1 protein-coding gene is annotated in these 1485 nt (G+C 65.3%); it reads right to left on the bottom strand.

Annotation, left to right across the window (positions count from 1 at the left end; all coding sequences use genetic code 11):
- Positions 1-384 precede the first annotated feature (384 nt).
- A partial coding sequence (locus ADADOO_RS17680; protein WP_511278836.1) for a formylglycine-generating enzyme family protein occupies positions 385-1485 on the bottom strand: 1101 nt, incomplete at its 5' end.

The raw sequence follows: 1485 nt of genomic DNA, 5'->3' as shown, positions 1-1485 counted from the left end.
ACCCATTTGCATACGTGGCCTGGTCTCAGACCCCGGTGGGCCAACGTGACGAGGTTCCCGGGCCTGCGGCCCTGCGATTTGTCACGCCAGTATTGCCTTCCGCCAATCTGAAAGCGTCGGCCACCACAACAGTTTCCTTCTATCGGGGCTCTATCCCGCGGCCCACATGCCCGCTGCCTACGCTTCGCATGCGTCCTCACGAACGCCTACGCTAGACTCGCTTCCGCCCGGCGACCTCCTCCGAACGGTCGGGACTTTCACCCGCAGGTTGCAATCCGAAGTTTCAGGTGGCTACCTCCTTCCTCTTCAGCCAAGCTTCGCCTGTCGCACCAGATCTCGGGGATCAGGGGCATGCTGAACTGCTGAGCAACATTCGTGCCTTGCTTATGGCACAGACCTCGAGCACCGGAGGCCGACGGCTTCGAGGCGATTCGCCGGCGCGCCGTAGGTGCGAAGCGCCGCGCGCAGGCCGTAGGCGTCGCTGCCCCAACCGCCGCCGCGGATGACCCGGCCGGAGCTTTGATTGAGATTGGCACAGTTGCTGCATGCCTTTCCTGCACCAGAGTACCAGTTTGCATCGTACCAATCCAGATTCCACTCCCACATTCCACCGGCCAGGTCGCGATGACCCCACTTGCCATTACCTGTGGGGTGGCTGCCCACGGCAATGAAGGGGCTATCGTCGCTGTACACGTCATTCGCGAGCGTCTTGGTCACCGACGGGTCCGTCGCTCCCCAAGGGTACAGCCGGTTGTCACTCCCGCCCGCCGAGGCATACTCCCACTCGGCCAGCGTCGGCATCCGCCCGCCATCCCACGCACAGAAGGCCGCCGCCTCGTACCAGGACACGCAGCTGATGGCGTACGTCTCATTCGCCCCAGGCGCGTCGGTCCACGTCTCGTTGCCCCCGCACAACTTCAGGTTGCTGATGAGCGCTGCCTGGCTGGCAGCCAGCAAAGCATTCCAACCCGCCTGCCAACCACTGTTTGCAATGAGAGGGTGCGCACCCGCCCCGACCGCAGGCGGCGTGCCATTGAACGCGGCCACAAACTTGCGGAACCGCCCCACCGTCACCTCGAACGTGTCGAGGTAGTAGTCAGCCACCGTGGCGTTGTGCTCGGGCAGCTCGTCCGAGCCTCCGCCCGCGTAGGCATCGCTGCCGCCCACGCTCCGGCCCATGGGGAAGGTGCCGCCTGGGACGAGGAGGCTTTGGCAGCAGGAGACGCCGCCGCAGTCGAGACCGCCATTGCACGATTGGCCGGGGACGCCGTACTGACCGCCGCAGGCCGGGCACGGGCCGCCGCAGTCCAGACCTGCCTCGCCCTGGTTCTTCACGCCATCGCTGCACGTCGGGACGGCGCAGACATTGGCTTTGCAGACGATGCTCTGGCAGTCGGCGTTGACGCCGCACTTGAGACCGTTTGCGCACGCGGGACACGAGCCGCCGCAGTCCTTGTCCGTCTCGTTCCCGTTCTTGATGCCGTC

It is taken from the genome of Azonexus sp. (genome assembly GCF_036170495.1).
GTDB lineage: Bacteria > Pseudomonadota > Gammaproteobacteria > Burkholderiales > Rhodocyclaceae > Azonexus.
The sequence above is the reverse complement of the archived record's forward strand: the minus strand, read 5'-3'. Positions and strand labels throughout refer to the sequence as shown.